Here is a 15,755-nt window from a genome sequence, read left to right as displayed (position 1 = left end):
ACGGAGACGAATTGCATGGCAGTCAGCGTTGAGCTTCCCAGCATCAGCATGGGCGTGACGGAAGCGACGATCGTCAATTGGCTCAAGAACGTCGGCGAGCAGGTCGAAGCGGGCGAAGTCATCGCCGAAGTCGAGACTGCGAAGTCGACCGTGGAAGTCGAATCTCCGGCTTCCGGCACTCTGGCATCGATCGTGGTGCAGGTCGACGAGACCGTCGACATCGGCACCGAGATCGCCACGATCGAGGAAGCCTGACATGCCGCTGGACCGCGCGCAGCAGCTCGAGATGTTCCGGCGGATGCTGCGCATTCGCCTGTTCGAAGAGGCGTTGATTGCGCACAACCCGGTCGGTCACCTCAGTATCGGGCAGGAAGGCGCGATCGCCGGCGCGTGCATGGCCCTGCGTGACGACGACTACGTCACGGGCACGCACCGTTCGCACGGTCATCCGATCGGTAAGGGCGCAGAGATCGGGCCGTTGATGGCGGAGATCTTCGGTAAGCGGACGGGCATCTGCAAGGGACTGGGCGGGTCGATGCACCTGACCGACACCAAACTGGGTCTGATCTGCGAATCCGCGATCGTCGGCGGCGGTTTCCCACTCGCGACCGGCGCGGGGTTGAGCGCGCAGGTGCGTGGCAGCGACCAGGTCAGCCTGTGCTTCTTTGGCGACGGCGCGGTCAACCAGGGCACTTTCAGTGAGAGCGTGAACATGGGCGCGGTGTGGAAACTGCCGGTCATCTATTTCTGCGAGAACAACGGCTACGCCGTGACCACGCCGGTCGAGAAGTCGCACGGTCAGCCCGAGATCGCGCGCCGCGCCGACGGATACGGAATTCCCGGGGTGGTCGTGGATGGGCAGGATGCCGAGGCCGTACACGCGGTGACGCTCGAAGCAGTCGAACGGGCGCGGGCCGGCGAAGGACCGACACTGATCGAGGCCAAGACCTACCGGTTCGACGAGCACTCGAACCGGCTCGCCATCCCGATCGAATACCGCAGCAAGGAAGAGATCGAGCATCATCGCAATGAGCGCGATCCGATCACGCTCTACCGCGCCGTCCTGCAAACGCGCGACCTGCTTTCCGAAATCGAGGCGATCGAGGCAGAGGTGCGCACCACCATCGACGAAGCGGTGGAATTCGCCAAGGCCAGCCCGGAGCCCGAGATGAGCGATCTCTGGGACAGCATGTACGTCAACCCGATCAGTGCACCCGCCGGTGAGGGAGAGCTCTGATGACCATGCGCAACGCGACCCAGAAGCTGTCGTACCTCCAGGCCATCGTGGAAGCGCAGCGTGAGGAAATGCGCCGGGATGAGCGCGTGATCCTGATGGGCGAGGACATTGCAGTCTACGGCGCTCAGTCGCTGTTCGACGAATTCGACAACAAGCGGCTGCGCAACACGCCGATTTCGGAAAACAGCTTCGTCGGCGTGGGGGTCGGCGCCGCGCTGACCGGCCTGCGCCCGATAGTCGATCTGACGATTGCGAGCTTCTGCTACCTCGCTTCGGACCAGATCATCAACCAGGCGGCGAAGCTGCGCTTCATGACCGGCGCGCAACTGGCAGTGCCGCTGGTGGTGCGCACAAGCACGTTCTACAACAACCGCACCGCGGCCCAGCACGCCGACCGTCCCTATCCGCTGTTCATGAATACGCCGGGGCTGAAGGTTCTGGCGCCGTCGACTGCGAGCGATGCCAAGGGCCTGCTCAAAGCGGCGATCCGCGACGACGACCCGGTCGTGATATTCGAGGACATCAACCTCTGGGGCAAGAAGGAAGAGGTCCCCACCGACGAGGATTTCCTCGTGCCGATCGGCAAGGCTGCCGTACGGCGCGAGGGCGGAGACGTCACCATCGTCTCGATCGCCGGATGCCTGCCGCATGCGCTGTCCGCAGCCGATGCGCTGGCGAAGGACGGTGTCGAGGCCGAAGTGATCGACCTGCGCACGATCGTGCCGCTCGACAAGGAAACCATTCTCACCTCGGTGGCCAAGACCGGCCGGCTGATCGTCGCCGACAATTCGCACAAGGTGGGCAGCGTGGCGTCCGAAATCGCCGCCGTGGTCTCGGAGGAAGGCTTCGAAAGCCTCAAAAGGCCGATCCAGCGTGTTGCGGCGCCGCAGGTCCACGTGCCCTACAACGCCGCGCTCGAGAAACGGCTCTTCGTGAGCAAGGATCGGATCATCGACGCCGTGCGCGCGATCACCTGATCTCAACCCGCGCAATTCGAATTCCAAGGGAGACCCCAATGGCAAACAGCATCACAAAAGGTTCCATCACGCAGGAGGCGAGCGATCGCCTGATCGAGGCCGCGACCGCCAAGGCGGAAGAGATGGGCGTGCCGATGTGCATCTCGGTCGTAGACGAATCCGGCAATCTCAAGGCTTTTCGCCGGATGGACGGCGCCGCGCTTCTCTCGATCGATATCGCGACCAACAAGGCCTATACCGCCGTGAGCTTCGGCATGCCGAGCCATGGCTGGTATGACTTCATCAAGAACGATCCGCCGCTCCTGCACGGCATCGTCCATACACCGCGCCTGGTCGTATTCGGCGGCGGCTATCCGGTGAGCGAGAACGATCAGATCATCGGCGCGATCGGTGTGAGCGGCGGGCACTACGAGCAGGACATGGCCGTAGCCGAAGCGGCCCTCGCTGCGCTGGCCGGCTAGGCCTTGCAATCGACCTCGGGCGCCTCGCATGGATGATATCTCTTCGATACTCTTCGAGTCCGCGCAGCGCCTGCTGAGCGATTTGTCGGCGCGCGCGCCCATCGGTCAGCCCATGGCCGAGCAAGATCGTGCCGACGGATGGCGGCAGATCGAGGAAATGGGTCTGCCCTTCGCGCTGACGAGCGAGGAGCAGGGCGGGCTCGGCCTCTCCGATGCCGACGCCTTCGAACTCGTGCGCATCTGCGGGCGTCGCATCGCGCCTTGGCCGCTGGTCGAGACCATGCTCGCCAACCGCTTCGCAGCGGAGGGCGGTACCGTCTCTGCCGAGGGCCCGGTCGAACTACTCGGTGAGTTGACTGCAGAGCAGAGGGAAGTGGCAGCGTTGGCGCGGGCCATGCAGATGGCGGGGGCGCTCGACATGATCCTCGGCATGACCATTTCCCATGTGCAGGAACGCAGCCAGTTCGGCAGGCCGTTGGCAAAGTTCCAAGCCGTTCAGCATTCGCTCGCCATCCTGGCAAGCGAGGTTGCCGCCGGTCAGGCGGCGGCCGAGCATGCCGTCGCCCGGTTAGCGCAGGGCGGCTCCTCTGCGACTCTGGCGATTGGCATCGCCCGGGCGCGGATCGGCGAAGCAAGCTCGAAAGCGGCCGCCATCGCGCATCAGTTGCACGGCGCGATCGGCTATGCCCGTGAGCATCGCCTCCACCTCTATACGACTTCGCTCTGGAGATGGCGCGATGAGTACGGGACGCAGGCGTGGTGGACGCGCCAGGTCGGCCGACAAGTTCTGGCTGCTGGTCCCGATGCTCTCTGGCCAATGGTAACCGCGGCATGACTACGCTGACTTTTCCTCCCCCGGTCGAGAGCGAAACGGCAGAAGTCTTGCGGACGGAAGTCCGCACCTTTCTCGCCGAGACCAATGCTCAACGGATACCGCTCGAGCGCGCGGAAAGCTGGAACGGATTCGACCGCGAATTCAGCCGCGCCATGGGCCGACGGGGCTGGCTCGGCATGACCTGGCCCAAGGAATACGGCGGGCACGAACGTAGCGCCTTCGAACGTTATGTGGTGGTGGAGGAAACCCTGGCAGCAGGCGCTCCGGTCGCGGCGCACTGGATCGCCGACCGGCAGAGCGGCCCCACGCTTCTGCGCCACGGTACGGAAGCACAGAAGCGCGCAATCCTACCGCGCATAGCGGCCGGAGAATGCGTGTTCTGCATCGGGATGAGCGAACCCGACGCCGGCTCCGATCTCGCCGCCACGCGGACCCGGGCGGAACGGCAGGGCGATGGCTCATGGAAGGTCAACGGTACGAAGCTCTGGACGACCTACGGCCACGAAGCCGATTACATGATCCTGTTCTGCCGCACCTCGGGCTCGCCCGCGGATCGGCACAAGGGGACGAGCCAGTTGCTGGTCGATATGAAAGCCACGAGCGGCGTTACCGTACGGCCGATCCACGACCTGATGGGCCAGCATCATTTCAACGAAGTCCACTTCGAAGACGCAGTTCTGCCTCCCGACGCGCTCCTTGGCACGGAAGGGCAAGGCTGGGCCCAGGTGATGGGGGAACTGGCCTATGAACGGTCGGGACCGGAGCGGTTTCTTTCCTCCATCCAACTCCTGATCGAACTGATCGGCGCTCTGCGAAGCAGCGAGAGCGTTGCGGCGCAGAGTGCGGTTGGCCGCCTGTTCGCGCACCTAGTCACGTTGCGGCAGATGTCGCGTGGTGTGGCTGCCCTGCTCGAGGCAGGCGAAGATCCGACAGTCCATGCCGCGATCGTCAAGGATCTCGGCGCCACCTTCGAACAGGACCTGCCCGATATCGCGCGCAGCCTCGTCGACGAGGAGCCGGACCTGCAGAGCACTAGCGATTTCGCTGCCGTGCTCGCCTATACCACGATGGCCGCTCCCGCGTTTTCACTCCGGGGCGGAACGCGTGAGATCCTGCGCGGCATCATCGCGCGGCAACTGGGGCTGCGCTGAGGAGATCGGGATGATCGAACTGGTCGAGGTTTCCCCGAGAGATGGACTGCAAAACGAGCCGGTGACTCTGCCGGTCGACAGCAAAGTCGCGTTGATCGAGCGTGCGATCGCAGCAGGTGCTCGCCGGCTCGAGGTCGCCAGCTTCGTGAGGCCCGATGCGGTCCCGCAGATGGCGGGAGCCGAGGAGGTGGTCGCCAGGCTCCGGCCCGGTGCAGCGCGGTATATCGGTTTGGTGTTGAACAAGCGGGGTGCCTTGCGAGCGCTCGATACGAACGTCGACGAGGTGGGATTCGTCTGTGTTGCCAGCGACACCTTCGGGATGCGCAACCAGCGCCAGACCAGTGAGCAATCACTGGCCGAGGCGTGCGATGTTCTGAATCTGCTTCGGTCGGAGAAACGTGACGCGCATGCAATGATCGCTGTGGCCTGGGGTTGTCCGTTCGAAGGGCCAACGCCCCGGAACCAGGTCTTGGCGATGGCTCGCAAGCTGGCAGAAGCAGGAAGTCTCGAGATTGGCCTGGCGGACACCATCGGCGTTGCAAGGCCCAGCGAAGTCGAGGAGCTGACGCGCCTCGTCAAGGAAGCGGTCGCTCCCCTGCCGGTGCGCGTTCACCTGCACGATACGCGCGGAATGGGCGTGGCCAACGCTCTTGCCGCCATCCGCGGCGGAGCCAGCATTCTCGACGCGGCGATCGGAGGGACGGGCGGCTGTCCTTTTGCGCCCGGTGCGGCGGGGAATCTCGCCACGGAGGATCTCGCCTATGCCCTCGGCACGGACTTCGAGATCGATCTTGATGCGCTGATCGACACCGCTCTCTGGCTGAACGGCGAACTATCCCGCGATAGGGTCAGTGCCCTCGTTCGCGCGCGGATGTCCGGCGGTTGCTGATCCGATACGCTGCTGGGCACCTGGCCATCGCTTCGGCTGGCCGGTTCATTCACCCAGCCAGCGCCGCCTGATTTCATCGGTATCCTGTCCCACTTCGCGTGGCGCATTGCGGCGCACGCTTGAGGGGGTACGCGAGAGTTTGGGAAAGGTGCCTTGCATGGGGGTGGGGCCGAGTTCGGGATCGTCCACGGTCACGATTGCCTCGCGTGCGGCGAAATGCGGGTCGGACAACATGTCTTCGGCGTCGAGGATCCGGCCGGCCGGCACACCGTATTCGATCATCGTGCCTTCGAGTTCATCAACCGTGAACTGCGCAGTCCACGCACTGATAAGATCGTCGAGTTCCTGCTGGTGGCGCCCGCGCGCGGCGTGATCGGCATAGCGTGGATCGGATATGAGGTCGGGCCGCCCCATCGCGTCGCACAGCCGTGCAAAGACGCTGTCCTGGTTTGCGCCTATCAGGAATTCTCCGTCACTGCAGCGATAGACGTTCGACGGTGCGATGCCCGGCAAACGTGAGCCTGTTCGCTCGCGCTTGTGCCCGGCGACCGCCCACTCGGGAATGAGCCCTTCCATGACCTGCAGCACCGACTCGTAAAGAGCCACGTCCACGATCTGACCCCTGCCGCTCGTCTCGCGCTCGTGCAGAGCGGCAAGCGCGCCCATGCAACCATAGGTTGCCGCCAAGGTATCGCCGATCGAAATGCCCATGCGCGACGGTGGCCGGTCGGGTTCGCCGACGATCTTGCGCCAGCCGCCCATAGCTTCGGCGATGCCGCCGAAACCCGCCCGCTGAGCATAGGGTCCCGTCTGCCCATATCCGGAGACGCGAACAACGATAAGGCGTTCGTTGAGCTTGATCAGTTCCTCGGGATCGAGCGACCATCGCTCAAGCGTGCCGGGTCGGAAATTCTCGATCAGGACGTCGGCTTTGAGGATCAGCTTTCGGGCGAGCTCTTGCCCGTCAGGCGTTCGGAGATTCGCAGCAACTGAATACTTGTTGCGTCCGATCACGCGCCACCAGGTTGGCCTGTCGCCTTGCCCCCAGGCGCGCATCGGATCGCCCGTCTCCGGGGGTTCGATCTTCACCACCTCGGCCCCCATGTCGCCAAGCAACTGCCCGCAGAAGGGCCCGGCGATGAGCTGACCGACCTCGACGACCCGAATGCCGTGGAGCGCGCCCTTTTTTTCCGTCTGTTCCGTCAATTTGATTGTACCGCCTTTGTCACCCATGTGCGCCGATGCCGCCGGCGGTTCCGGGACCGACGGCTCGATCGCCAACTGGCCGGACCCTTTGATCAGCCGTGGCAGGGGCCGCTTCTATCCAAATCGGATGCAGTTTGCCGACCACTGCTATGGCGCACAGGCGCCGTTCTCCGATCGACTGAGACTTGCGGACCTTTCCGGCTGCCGTGCCCCGTCCTCTGGCAACTCGGGGAGATAAAGCCATTTTTGCACCAATCGACAAGGCAATCCCCCTCCTTGGTAGCGCGTCGATCCTAAAGCCTGCCGATCCGCAACCACCGTTGATGCACAGAAGCTTTGACTAAATTGCATGCAAATGGCAAGAGTGTTTCTTGTCGAAGATCGCGAGATCGAGCGGTTTCCAGACCTGCCGGAGAGAGGAAGTGAATGTCATCGTATTCCGCTGATGCGCCCTCGGTGTCGCGAGTGGGGGACATTGATCCCGAGGCTGCCCGCCGGCTGGAGCAATGGATGGCGCGGCATATTGACGATCACGAGGGACCGGTAGCGGTCGAGCGGTTCGCCGGGGGGCAATCAAATCCCACTTTTCGTCTTGGCACGCCCCGGCGAGATTATGTCCTGCGCCGCAAGCCCCCTGGCACGCTCTTGCGTTCGGCTCATGCGATCGAGCGCGAGTACACCGTCATGTCGGCGCTCGGTCCGCATGGCTTCCCCGTTCCGCGCACCTTCGGGCTATGCGAAGACGAATCGATCATCGGCTCCGCCTTCTTCTTGATGGAATTGGTGGAAGGTCGGATCTTGTGGGATCCCAAGCTTCCCGGTGAACGCCCGCGGGATCGGCGCGCTATCTACGACGCGCAGATCGACGCGCTGGTGGCGCTGCACGATTTCGACCCAGCGGAGATCGGCCTTGCGACCTTTGGAAAACCGGGAAACTATTTCGCCCGCCAGCTCACCCGCTGGACCAAGCAGTACCGCTCGTCGGAAGCACCGCACGACGAGCACATGGAAAAGCTGATCGACTGGCTTCCCGAAACGATGCCATCCGAAGCGTCGGCGCGTATCGTCCACGGCGATTATCGTATCGACAACATGGTGTTGAGATCTGACCGGCCCGAGATCGCTGCACTGCTCGATTGGGAGCTGTGTACGCTGGGCGATCCGGTTGCCGATCTGACTTATTATCTGATGATGTGGCGCATGCCCCCCGGCGAGCGGATCGCAATGGACACGGTCGACTTCGCAACCGCGGGCATTCCGACGATGGAGGAAGCGCTCGATCGCTATCTCGCCGAGAGCGGACGGGTGCTGGACCGGCCGATCGACTGGTACATCGCATTCAATCTCTTCCGCCTTGCCGCCATCTTGCAGGGTGTTGCAAGACGCGCGGCTCAGGGACAAGCCAACAACGACCGGGCGCTGTCGGCGCAAGGTCGCGTCGGGCCGCTGGCTCGCGCGGCCTGGGAAAACGCTCGCCGTGCGGGAGCTCCCGTATGAACTGGCCGGTTTGCTCGGTCGCGGAGGCGCGCGCGGCGCTCACGGCGCCGGGAGCGCCATTTGAAATGCGCACAGAATCGATCGCCGGTCGAGCGGTCCGAACCTACGTCAATGCCCCTGCGCATATGCGGCAGGTGCTCGACGAGAGCCGCCGCTTCGGTGACGCCGAATTCTTGGTCTACGAAGGCGAGCGCATAAGCTTCGAGGCACACTGGCGCGCGGCGAACGCGTTCGGCCGAGTTCTTGCCGAACGCTACGGCGTGGCCAAAGGCGACCGCGTGGCCGTTGCCATGCGCAACTTTCCCGAATGGTCCGTCTGCGCCTTCGCAGCCATGGCGATAGGTGCCGTGTTCGTTCCGCTGAATGCTTGGGAAACCGGCGAGAACCTTGCCCGCATGATCCGAAAGAGCGGCGTGAAAGTCATCGTAGTCGACGGCGAACGGTCAGAGCGGCTCGGGGGAGAGGATCATGGGTCGACGCTCGTCACAGTTCGTCATGGTACCGGTGAGGACACGTTCGAAGCCCTGATCGGAGCCGCCGAGGGTTGGTCAAAGTTACCCGATCGTCCGGCTCCCGACCGTGGCCTGAGGCCTGACGATCTTGCCATGATTTGCTTTACATCGGGAACGACGGGCGAAGCCAAAGGTGCGCTTGGCACGCATCGCGCCGCGCTTACGAATCTGGTCAATACGCAATACCGCGCAGCGCGGGCAGCCCTGCGTCGCGGAGAGGCTTGGCCTCCGGCTCCTGCTGTCGCGCAACAGGTTGTTCTCCTGCCTCTCCCTCTCTTCCACGCGACGGGTATGCATTCGGCGCTGGTCCCGGCGCTGGCGCGGGGGAATCGGCTGGTCCTGATGTACCGCTGGGATATCGAACAAGCGCTTGGCCTGATCGAGCGTGAAGGCGCGCATGTTCTCATCCTGGTGCCGACTTTGGTCGTGCAACTTCTGGAACGCCTGCCCAATGGAGGGACGCCCGGGCTGGAGACAGTGCATACGGTTACCTACGGCGGAGCACCCGCTCCAGGGGATCTCGCAGCGGGCGTGCAATCCCGTTTCCCCGGCGCCGTGCCGGCACAAGGTTACGGTGCGACCGAGACGTCGTCCCTCGTCGCTTCCAACAGTCATGAGGACTTGCTCGCGCGGCCCGACAGTGTCGGCACTGCGGTGCCGTGCTGCGACGTCCGCATTGTGGACGACCACGGCAATGATGTGGCGCCGGGCGACCCGGGCGAACTGTGGGTCCACGGTCCGCAGGTGTTTCGTGGCTATTGGAACAACGACGAGGCGACCGAGGCGGCGCTTCACAATGGCTGGTATCGGACAGGCGACATCGTAACGATGGACGACGAGGGCTTTCTCTACGTCATGGACCGGAAGAAGGACATGGTGATCCGCGGCGGCGAGAACGTCTATTGCGCCGAGGTGGAAGAGGCGATCGCCCGGCTTCCAGAGGTGGTTGAATGTGCCGTTTTTGGTTTGCCGGATCGCCTCATGGGGGAAATCGTCGCCTCGGTTGTTACTTTGCACGCCGGCGCCACTCTCACTGCGGAGGCAGTGCGCGAACGGGTTGCGGCCGATCTTCCAGCCTTCAAGGTGCCGGAGCGGATCGAAGTGCGGACGGCCAGCCTGCCGCGGAATGCCGCCGGGAAGGTGATCAAGCGGCAACTACGTGATGCGATGGTGTCTGCGCGGGAACGATTGCCGCAGAGCGCGAACTACGAGAACGGAGAACCATAATGGTGGAGAACGAGGCCGCACTCGAAGCCGGGCAACGTCTATTTGAGACCGTCGAGCACGGCGACTTGGAGGACTTGCGGCAGATCTTTGCACCCGGCGCGCTGGTCTGGCACAATACCGACAATGCGTTCACAGATGTGCCGACGACCATCCGTAACCTCGATACCATCCGCACCAGCGCTGTCGAATTCCGCTATGAGGATATCCGCCGCAGTCCGACGCCGGAGGGTTTCGTGCAGCAGCACACCCTGATCGTGGCGATGCCGGACGGGCGATCGATCCGCGACATGTGCTGCTGCATCTGCACCGTGACCGATGGCCGCATCGCGCGGATGGATGCCTATCACGATTCGGCTGCTACCGGGGCAATGGCGCACAAGAGCACTAAGCCGGCGGACGAGTGACACCGAGGCACTATCCAGCGCGTCATTGCCACCGAAGGTCCGTTCTAGTCCTCGCCACTCTCGCCGGGCGCGTTACCCTCCGCCGGGAGTGCGGCAGATTCCCCACCGTCCGTCTTGGACATGAGCGTCTGACGCGCCGAGCGGATGTGCGCGGTCATGATCGCCGCCGCCCAGTCGGGCTCGCGCGCGGCGAAGGCGTCCGTGAGTTCGAGATGCTGGGCTGACGAGCGTCGGATCTGCTCGAGCGAATACGACCTGAAAGTGTTGAGAACGAGTGGTATCTCCACGATGCTGCCGAGCAGATTACGCAGCCGCACGTTTCCGCTGGCATCGAGCACGAGCTTGTGGAACTCGTCGTTCAACTCCGTCACTTTCTCGACGTCGGGCGCGTCCCTCTGCGTGGTCGCGTGCATCTGCTGCGCAATCTCGCGCAGGCGACCGAGCTGCTCGTCGGAAATGTGCAACGCTGCCTCACGCGCAGCGAAGCTTTCGAGCAGGATGCGCAAGTCGTAGATTTGCTCGATTTCGCGCCGGCTCCAGGTGGCGACGAATGCACCACGATTGGGGATGAACTGGATCAGTGCCTCGGCATGGAGGCGGCGCATCGCCTCGCGCACAGGTGTCCGGCTGAACCCGGATGCTTCGGCCAACGCTTGCGCAGTAAGGTGTGATCCGGGGGGATATGTGCCGTTTCGGATTCCATCGCGGATGGTTTCGTAGGCGATGTCGACCGCTTTGACCAAAACTGCGTCCTTACCCTGTTGTACCGGCGCCGCGACTATGCCGCCCAGACTGTCTCAATCGACCCACCAGTCGTGCCTGCCCGACGGGACACGATAAGCGCCATCCAGCCGGATCACTGTGCCGTTTAGCATCCGATTGCACACGATATGCGCCACCATTTCTGCGAATTCAACAGCGTCGCCGGGTCGATCGGGGTAGATCACTTGCTCGCGCAGCCAATCCACCATGGGACCCCGTGCTTGCGAGAACATCGGTGTCTCGAAGATACCCGGGGCGATGGTGACTACCCTGATCCCGTACGGACCGAACTCACGTGCGAGAGGCAGGGTCATCGCATTGATACCGCCTTTTGCCGCAGCATAGGCGGCGGTGCCGATCTGTCCCTCAAAGGCCACGATAGACGAGGTATTGATGATGACACCGCGTTCGCCCTGTTTATCTGCTTCGGAGGCGATCATGCGTTCAGCCGCGGCCTGCGCTAGGATGAAGCTGCCGAGCGTATTGACGTCGAGCACACGGCGAAACCCCTCTGCGGTCACTTTCCGGTCCGGCCCGGCGGACAGGCCGGAGTGCCCGATACCCGTAGTGTTGATAAGGCCGCGAAGCTGGCCAATCTCACTCGCGAGTGCGTCCAGGGCCCGATCTACGCCGGTTTCGTCAGCAACATCCGCATGTGCGAACGCGCCGTCCCACTCGCCTTGTTTCAGATCGAGCACTCCCACCCGAGCTCCCGCCTCTCGCAAGCTGAGCGCAGTGGTCAATCCCAGCCCCGATCCGCCTCCGGCGATGACAAATCCGCTTCCCTTGATCTTCATTTGGCAACACCCTCGACCTCTGCAATCTCGCGGGCGATCGAGCGGCTAGCGCGCCAATAGAGAAAGCCTGACGCCAGCCCGGCGACGAGACCGAGGAGAATTCCTGCTCGAAGTCCTTCACCCTCGCCTAGGCTGGGAGCGAGCAGGTCGCTGGCGAACCCGATCAGCAGGGGGCCGAAGCTCAGCCCGACCGCGCTGTTGATGAACAAAGCCACTGCGAGGGCCGTAGCCTTTGCATCTGCGCCCGCCAGGCGCTGCATCGCCAGCGTGCCAGGACCGTACCAGACGCTCGTGAAGAATGCTGCCACCGCGAATACTACCAACGACATCGCCGCGCTGGGGACCGTGAACATCACCGCATAGCTGATCGTGCCGAGCAAGGAGCCGATGGCAGGGATTAGCACCAGGGCGCGCAAGTTTCCGACACCGAACCGGTCGCCGAGCCGGCCCCCGACCAAAGCGCCGAGCGCGCCGCCTGTGGCTCCAAAAATGCCGAGTCCGAGCCCGATTACGCCGAGCGGTTCTTGTCCAACCGCCGCCCCGATCTTGGTGAGCTCTGGTGAATGGAGGCGAAGATAATACGAACCAGCGAACGCCATCGCACCGTAATTACAGAAACTGAGCAGGGCGCTTGCGAACGCGATGAGCGTGAATGTTCGGCGTGAAAGCAGCAATTTCAACGCTGCGATCAGGCTCGGTGTTTCAGCAGCGCCCGTCGCCTTGCCGCCGTGCGCTGCGCGGGTGTCGCGCAAAGTAAGCAGCACCAGCGCACCGATGAGGAGCCCCGGAACCCCCGCGCACACCATGGTCCAGCGCCAGCCGATCACCCCTTCAAGAAGCCCGCCGCCGATCAGGCCGATGGCGGCGCCTACGGGGGCGCCCAGGGCGAATATGGCGAGCGCGCCGGAGCGGCGGTTGGCTGGAAAACGATCCGCTATCAGCGACTGGGAGGGCGGGGCGCCGCCGGCTTCCCCGACTCCCACTCCCAGCCGAAAGATCAGCATCTGTACGAAGCTGCCGGCCATGGCCGTCGCTGCGGTGAAAAAGCTCCATATCAGGATCGCTGCACCGACGACCCGAACCCTGTTCGATCGGTCCGCATAGCGGGCGATCGGCAAAGCGGCCACGCTGTAGAGCAGAGCAAATGACAGGCCGCTCAGAGCCCCGAGTTGCCAGTCCGCCAGGCCGAGATCGCGCTTGATCGGTTCCGACAGGATATTGATGATTTGCCGGTCGAGCAGGTTGAGCCCATAGCCCGTGGTCAGCAGACCGAGCATCCATCCGGCGCTGCTTCTTGCCGTATCACCGGCTGCTCCGGTGTTCGGAGCGGCCGGCGGCACTCTTGCCTTACTCGCCAAAGGAATAGCTGAACTTGATGCCCACAGTTCGGCTCGAATCCAGCGCGGGAATGTTGGAGTATCCGATCGTCGACAGCGGGGTCGAATTGTCCGTCCCGGAGTCGAGCGGCGTGCGGAATATTCCCGCGACGAAGTGCTTGTCGAGAAGGTTGCGGGCGAACAGTGCTACCCGCCAGCGGTCGTCCGAGTCCCCTATGCTCACCTGGCCGTTCAGCAGGCCGTAGCTCGGAACGATGCTGTTCGGATCGGCGACAACGCCATAGGTGCTGCTGCGGTGGCTGTACGAGGCACTGACGTCGAGCGAGAGGTCGTTGCCGACATACGTCTCGTAGTTGGCGCTCGCGCCCCAGGTCCATTTTGGCGAATAGGTCAGCGGATATCCAGCCGCGTTGAACTGCGGCGGAGTCCCCTCCGGCAGACCCGGCTGGACGTAGTTGCACTCGCCCGGGGTGGTCGCCGGATTGGTGTAGCGATCGTAGCATTGCACCGCGAACTCGGTGAACTTGGTCGGAATGTAGGCGACGTGTCCGGCCAGAGTCAGGCCGGGCGCTGCACGCCAGGTCAGATCGGCTTCCACCCCCTTGGTCTGAAGGCCGCCGGCATTGGTGGTGGTATAGTAGAAGGTCGGTGCGACCCCGACACGCTGCTGGCCCTGGAAGTCGTCGTAGTCCACCTTGAACAATGCCAGATTAAAGGCGAGCGTCCGTGCGAACAGCTCCGCCTTGAGGCCGACCTCGTACGATTTGGACAGCTCGGGCCGAAGCAGCAACTGAGGCTGGTTCGCCGGATGCGAAATCATCGGCCCCTTGTAGCCGGTTGCGTAGGTCGCATAGACATTGACCGCGGGCGTGATGTCGTACTTGGCAGTGAACTTGTAGGTGAACTTGTCCGCCTTCACCCTGGCCTCGCCCGACGAGAGGGGCAGGTCCAGCCCATGACACGATTGCCCGAAGGCATACGCCGCGCGGCACAGCCATGGCACGTCGAAATAGTCGATGGTCTGTCGTACGTCATCGTTGGTATAGCGGCCGCCGGCGATGAGCGTCAGGCCCGGGATCACCTCGGCTTCCAACTGCCCGAACAGCGCGTAGCTCTTGATCTTCGCCTTGACCCAGGATCCGTAGCCTTGGCCCGAATAGGGGCCAATCGCATTGAGCGAGAGCAGGATCGAGGAGTCATCGGGAAGATAGCCCAGGGTGCCCCCGTTCATGCCCTTCTGATACGGGCGCGCATCGTAATAGAAGCCGCCCAGGGTGTAGTTGAGGATCCCCGTGTCCCCGTTGATCCGCAATTCCTGGGTGAACTGCGTTCCGCCGGAGATGTTCTCGTTGCGGGAGTAGATTGCCGCGGGCGTTGCGTCGGTGTCGAGCGAGATCGGCTGCAGGATGTCCCGATAGGCGGTGATCGACGTCAACGTCGCATTGCCGAGATCGTAATCGATCCGGCCACTGAACGAATACGCCTTCTGCTTGGTGTAGCTGTTTCCGTCGGTCGCTACCTCGAGATTTTCCGGACCTGCCTCAATGCCATAGGGCTCCAGTTCGGCGCAGGGATCGAACGCTCCGAAGCCGCTGCCGCAATTTCGGAAGGTCCACAGGCCGTTCGCGTTGTCGGTCAGGTGGCGATATTCGCCGTTCAAGAGGATGCTGAGGTCGTCGGTGGGCTCCCACAGGAGCTTGCCGCGCAGGGAATAGCGCTCGTAGGCCCAGCGATCCTCGCCGCTATAGAGATCGCGCACGAAGCCGTCGCGGCGTTGGAGCCCTCCAGCGATCCTGAGGGCCGCGGTGCTGCCGATCGGCAAATTGAGGACCGACTCTGCATTCAGCTCGTTCTTCGTACCATAGGATAGCGATCCCTCGAGAGAGCGAACGCCGATCTCCGGATTTGCCGTGATGATCTGAATGACGCCGGCCGAGCTGTTCTTGCCGAACAGAGTGCCCTGCGGTCCCTTGAGAACCTCGATCCGCTCGATGTCGACCAGCGACTGATAGCTCGGACCTGCAAAGGAGACTTCCGGAAGGCCCTGGATCACGTCGTCGATCACCAGCGCAACCGATTGCTCCGCCGACATCAGCAGGGACTGTGTGCCCACGCCGCGAATGTTGAAGCCGCCTCCGAAGTTGGCGTTGTAGTTCACACCCGGTGACAGAAACTGGATGTCGGCAACGGTGGTGAGGTTGCTCTGCTCGAGAGCTTGGGAGGAGACGACCGATATCGAGATCGGAACGTCCTGCTGCGATTGCTCACGCCGTTGGGCAGTGACGATGATCTCGCCAGGCGCCGGAGCCGCGCCGTTATCCGACGCCGGATCCTCCATTGCTGACGGGGCCGGATCGGTCGGCACTTCCTGTGCCACGGCGGGGCTCGCCAAAGCCGCGAGGCTCGCTCCGCCCAGGAGTGCGATCTGCTTGCTTCTTTTCACCTCTAATCCTCCCTCAAATC

At 63.3% G+C, this 15,755-nt stretch carries 15 protein-coding genes; 10 read left to right on the top strand and 5 right to left on the bottom strand.

From position 1 onward, the window contains the following. Positions 1–15: 15 nt before the first annotated feature. Genes D2V04_RS14895 through D2V04_RS14865 form a run of 7 tightly spaced genes read left to right on the top strand, consistent with a single transcriptional unit; the run spans position 16 to position 5,550 of the window. A complete protein-coding gene (locus D2V04_RS14895) occupies positions 16–255 on the top strand; it encodes a biotin/lipoyl-containing protein (protein WP_119514508.1) in 240 nt (79 codons plus the stop codon). A 1-nt stretch (position 256) separates the two neighbouring features. Then, positions 257–1,237 (top strand): thiamine pyrophosphate-dependent dehydrogenase E1 component subunit alpha, encoded by a 981-nt coding sequence (locus tag D2V04_RS14890; protein WP_119514507.1) that lies wholly within the window; start codon positions 257–259, stop codon positions 1,235–1,237. Beyond that, positions 1,237–2,214 (top strand): alpha-ketoacid dehydrogenase subunit beta, encoded by a 978-nt coding sequence (locus D2V04_RS14885; protein ID WP_228766473.1) that lies wholly within the window; start codon positions 1,237–1,239, stop codon positions 2,212–2,214. The genes D2V04_RS14890 and D2V04_RS14885 overlap by 1 nt, the downstream gene beginning before the upstream one ends. Positions 2,215–2,252: 38 nt before the next feature. Continuing rightward, positions 2,253–2,675 (top strand): GlcG/HbpS family heme-binding protein, encoded by a 423-nt coding sequence (locus D2V04_RS14880; RefSeq protein ID WP_119514506.1) that lies wholly within the window; start codon positions 2,253–2,255, stop codon positions 2,673–2,675. 28 nt (positions 2,676–2,703) lie between these two features. Continuing rightward, positions 2,704–3,510, top strand: a complete 807-nt coding sequence (locus D2V04_RS14875) for an acyl-CoA dehydrogenase family protein (protein ID WP_119514505.1) — start codon at positions 2,704–2,706, stop codon at positions 3,508–3,510. Continuing rightward, positions 3,507–4,661 (top strand): acyl-CoA dehydrogenase family protein, encoded by a 1,155-nt coding sequence (locus D2V04_RS14870; protein WP_119514504.1) that lies wholly within the window; start codon positions 3,507–3,509, stop codon positions 4,659–4,661. The genes D2V04_RS14875 and D2V04_RS14870 overlap by 4 nt, the downstream gene beginning before the upstream one ends. A 10-nt stretch (positions 4,662–4,671) precedes the next feature. Beyond that, the gene (locus D2V04_RS14865) at positions 4,672–5,550 is read left to right on the top strand and encodes a hydroxymethylglutaryl-CoA lyase (RefSeq protein ID WP_119514503.1); all 879 of its coding nucleotides are present in this window, start codon (positions 4,672–4,674) and stop codon (positions 5,548–5,550) included. 45 nt (positions 5,551–5,595) lie between these two features. Here D2V04_RS14865 and D2V04_RS14860 read toward each other — a convergent pair whose 3' ends face one another. Beyond that, entirely contained in the window at positions 5,596–6,756 is a 1,161-nt protein-coding gene (locus tag D2V04_RS14860) for a CaiB/BaiF CoA transferase family protein (protein WP_228766472.1), read from the bottom strand. A 510-nt stretch (positions 6,757–7,266) separates the two neighbouring features. Between D2V04_RS14860 and D2V04_RS14855 the strand changes: the two genes are divergently transcribed. From D2V04_RS14855 to D2V04_RS14845, 3 genes are read left to right on the top strand one after another with little or no spacing between them, the layout of a single operon-like run. After that, on the top strand, positions 7,267–8,253 hold the full coding sequence (locus D2V04_RS14855; protein WP_228766471.1) for a phosphotransferase family protein: 987 nt from the start codon (positions 7,267–7,269) through the stop codon (positions 8,251–8,253). Next, a complete protein-coding gene (locus D2V04_RS14850; protein WP_119514501.1) occupies positions 8,250–9,992 on the top strand; it encodes a class I adenylate-forming enzyme family protein in 1,743 nt (580 codons plus the stop codon). Before D2V04_RS14855 ends, D2V04_RS14850 begins: the two co-directional genes overlap by 4 nt. Next, positions 9,992–10,396, top strand: a complete 405-nt coding sequence (locus D2V04_RS14845; protein WP_119514500.1) for a nuclear transport factor 2 family protein — start codon at positions 9,992–9,994, stop codon at positions 10,394–10,396. The genes D2V04_RS14850 and D2V04_RS14845 overlap by 1 nt, the downstream gene beginning before the upstream one ends. A gap of 44 nt (positions 10,397–10,440) precedes the next feature. On the opposite strand, the gene D2V04_RS14840 is transcribed toward D2V04_RS14845, so the two are convergent. The 4 genes from D2V04_RS14840 to D2V04_RS14825 form a co-directional block, all read right to left on the bottom strand. Then, a complete protein-coding gene (locus tag D2V04_RS14840; RefSeq protein WP_119514499.1) occupies positions 10,441–11,139 on the bottom strand; it encodes a GntR family transcriptional regulator in 699 nt (232 codons plus the stop codon). A 54-nt stretch (positions 11,140–11,193) separates the two neighbouring features. Next, positions 11,194–11,955, bottom strand: coding sequence for an SDR family NAD(P)-dependent oxidoreductase (locus D2V04_RS14835; protein ID WP_119514498.1), 762 nt, complete (start codon positions 11,953–11,955; stop codon positions 11,194–11,196). Then, complete coding sequence (locus D2V04_RS14830) at positions 11,952–13,232, bottom strand: spinster family MFS transporter (protein WP_119514497.1); 1,281 nt, start codon at positions 13,230–13,232, stop codon at positions 11,952–11,954. Before D2V04_RS14830 ends, D2V04_RS14835 begins: the two co-directional genes overlap by 4 nt. Positions 13,233–13,302: 70 nt before the next feature. Further along, complete coding sequence (locus tag D2V04_RS14825) at positions 13,303–15,735, bottom strand: TonB-dependent receptor (protein WP_119514496.1); 2,433 nt, start codon at positions 15,733–15,735, stop codon at positions 13,303–13,305. Positions 15,736–15,755: the final 20 nt, after the last annotated feature.

The organism is Pelagerythrobacter aerophilus (assembly GCF_003581645.1).
Classification (GTDB): Bacteria; Pseudomonadota; Alphaproteobacteria; order Sphingomonadales; family Sphingomonadaceae; genus Pelagerythrobacter; species Pelagerythrobacter aerophilus.
This window is presented reverse-complemented; position numbering and strand designations above follow the sequence as displayed.

What these genes read in the sequence shown, in the direction of transcription:
- D2V04_RS14895 (WP_119514508.1), top strand. Translation starts at nt 16, where the DNA reads ATGGCAGTCAGCGTTGAGCTTCCCAGCATCAGCATGGGCGTGACGGAA.
- D2V04_RS14890 (WP_119514507.1), top strand. Translation starts at nt 257, where the DNA reads ATGCCGCTGGACCGCGCGCAGCAGCTCGAGATGTTCCGGCGGATGCTG.
- D2V04_RS14885 (WP_228766473.1), top strand. Translation starts at nt 1,237, where the DNA reads ATGACCATGCGCAACGCGACCCAGAAGCTGTCGTACCTCCAGGCCATC.
- D2V04_RS14880 (WP_119514506.1), top strand. Translation starts at nt 2,253, where the DNA reads ATGGCAAACAGCATCACAAAAGGTTCCATCACGCAGGAGGCGAGCGAT.
- D2V04_RS14875 (WP_119514505.1), top strand. Translation starts at nt 2,704, where the DNA reads ATGGATGATATCTCTTCGATACTCTTCGAGTCCGCGCAGCGCCTGCTG.
- D2V04_RS14870 (WP_119514504.1), top strand. Translation starts at nt 3,507, where the DNA reads ATGACTACGCTGACTTTTCCTCCCCCGGTCGAGAGCGAAACGGCAGAA.
- D2V04_RS14865 (WP_119514503.1), top strand. Translation starts at nt 4,672, where the DNA reads ATGATCGAACTGGTCGAGGTTTCCCCGAGAGATGGACTGCAAAACGAG.
- D2V04_RS14855 (WP_228766471.1), top strand. Translation starts at nt 7,267, where the DNA reads ATGGCGCGGCATATTGACGATCACGAGGGACCGGTAGCGGTCGAGCGG.
- D2V04_RS14850 (WP_119514501.1), top strand. Translation starts at nt 8,250, where the DNA reads ATGAACTGGCCGGTTTGCTCGGTCGCGGAGGCGCGCGCGGCGCTCACG.
- D2V04_RS14845 (WP_119514500.1), top strand. Translation starts at nt 9,992, where the DNA reads ATGGTGGAGAACGAGGCCGCACTCGAAGCCGGGCAACGTCTATTTGAG.
- D2V04_RS14835 (WP_119514498.1), bottom strand. Translation starts at nt 11,955, where the DNA reads ATGAAGATCAAGGGAAGCGGATTTGTCATCGCCGGAGGCGGATCGGGG.
- D2V04_RS14830 (WP_119514497.1), bottom strand. Translation starts at nt 13,232, where the DNA reads ATGCTCGGTCTGCTGACCACGGGCTATGGGCTCAACCTGCTCGACCGG.